The organism is Okeania sp. SIO2F4 (assembly GCF_010672385.1).
Lineage (GTDB): Bacteria > Cyanobacteriota > Cyanobacteriia > Cyanobacteriales > Microcoleaceae > Trichodesmium.
In genome coordinates, this window is sequence record NZ_JAAHGT010001248.1 from 1 (window position 1) to 2,120 (window position 2,120).

Sequence of the window (2,120 nt, forward strand, 5' to 3'; positions counted from 1 at the left end):
ATCCTGGTTCTATATTTTCGGGATTAGATTTGGCAGCAGCAATTTCTTGTTGTTGGCGATTTTTTTCGATATTTTCTATTCTTTGTAAACCTTGGCGTGCTTGTATAACTACTTGTGGGTTTGTTGCCCACCAGTTTCCGAGCAAACTGTTGCTATGGAAAATCCTGCTCAAGGTAAGTCTTCCCAGAAACCAACTCCAACCATAGTCGTAGAAGAAAATATTACAACTACTGCTTCAGAAATTTCTCCCAAAAATAATTTCCATCAAATTAGCTTAACAGATACTGTATCTCAGATAGAACTAACCAGAGGCAGAGAATTTGCTAGTTATTTAGGAAAAAATATCTCTAAGAGAGCTGCCACACCAGCAAATATCCGCAATACTCTCAGCAGTGTTGCCAAAATAGGCATCAGACCAGCAATTATATACGTCTCTGCACAACCCAATTATTTAGAACTACAATTATTTTTGCCCAATGGTAAACCAGTTGTTAAAAGTATTAAGAAAAGCAGGGATGAAGTAATTAAGGTTGCTAAAAAATTCACCAACCAGATTAGAACCCCTAGTCAATTAGATTCTCACGATTATTTATCAAATGCTCAAAAATTATATAAATGGTTGATTGCTCCAATAGCTCAAGAATTGGTAGCTAATAATATAAATATGACAATTTTTTCGATGGATAGTGGATTGAGAACTATTCCCATAGCAGCTCTACACGATGGTCAACAATTCCTAGTAGAAAAATATAGTTTAGGCTTAATTCCTAATTTCACTTTAACAGATACAAAATATGTCGGATTAAATGGTGCTCAAGTTTTAGCAATGGGAGCATCTGAATTTCCTGCTCATGCTAATCAAATTCCTCTACCAGCAGTACCTATAGAACTTCAAACTATTGTGAATAATCTTTGGCAAGGTAAGTCTTTTTTGAATCAAGAATTTACTCTGGAAAATTTGAAGCAGCAACGCAGCAAAGAAAAATTTAGAATTATTCACTTAGCTACTCATGGAGAATTTCATCCAGGGAGTGCTGATAATTCTTATATTCAATTTTGGGATACTAAGCTACGGTTAAATGAGTTGCGTCAGTTACGTTTGTATAGTCCCCAAGTTGAATTATTGGTGTTGAGTGCTTGTACTACTGCAGTGGGAGATGAAGATGCCGAGTTAGGTTTTGCCGGGTTGGCAGTACAAGCAGGGGTAAAGTCTGCTTTGGCAAGTCTTTGGTATGTTAGTGATACTGGCACATTAGCTTTAATGACTGAGTTTTATCAACATTTGTCAAAAAGACCTATTAAAGCAGAAGCGTTACGAGAAGCTCAATTGGCAATGTTAAGGGGAGATGTGCATTTAGAAAATCGTCATATTCTCCGAAATGGTAATCAACATTTGGCTTTACCATTGGAGTTAGTCAGAGGAGGTAAGAGAGATTTATCTCATCCTTATTATTGGGCAGCATTTACCATGATTGGTTCCCCGTGGTAAGAGGATTTTGTTTTAGGAGTTGCTGATTTTAGGTATGAAACTGCATTCTTCAACAATTATTAATTATCTGGACTTTAGAAAAAAATAGGTTAAAAATCAGCTCAAAAGCTTATGCAGTAATGTTTTAACCTCGAATTAACTGTTTTATTGATATATCTAGGTTTTAGCTATTTTTAGCACTGTGAGGTATTTCCCTTGCTAATACTGGGTTTGAAGCCATTTTCGGTGTAAAAAATCTCAAAGTACAGTTATTAATTATATAGAACCTATTTGGTATCTTTGTCGGCGATCAAGTTTTTAGTCAGGAGTCAGGAGTCAGGAGTCAGGAGTCAGGAGTCAGGAGTCACGAGATGTAGGGAAGGAATATGGGAAAAAGGTTGAAAATACTCCCCACCTCCTTATCTATTGGGACTTAAACATTTTGAGGTCAAAAAATAGCTGAAAGTTAGTCTAGATAGGGGAATTACGTCAATGGCCTAAAAATGCCTAAAACCCTTGGTAATTAAGGATTTATACCTTTTTGACGTAAAAAGCTTTGCCTGTCTATATTTGAGCCTATTTTTTACTTCTATATTTGTGTAAGTCCCACTATTTCTAAATAGATCTCAAATGGGTTCTATAAAATCCGGTT

Annotated in this window: 1 protein-coding gene; it reads left to right on the forward strand. The window is 35.9% G+C overall.

Annotated elements, in window-relative coordinates; genetic code table 11:
* Positions 1–154 precede the first annotated feature (154 nt).
* Complete coding sequence (locus tag F6K22_RS39375) at positions 155–1,489, forward strand: CHAT domain-containing protein (protein ID WP_293110449.1); 1,335 nt, start codon at positions 155–157, stop codon at positions 1,487–1,489.
* The last annotated feature ends 631 nt before the right edge of the window (positions 1,490–2,120 follow it).

Coding starts and splice junctions, on each gene's coding strand:
- F6K22_RS39375 (WP_293110449.1), top strand. CDS start 155: ATGGAAAATCCTGCTCAAGGTAAGTCTTCCCAGAAACCAACTCCAACC.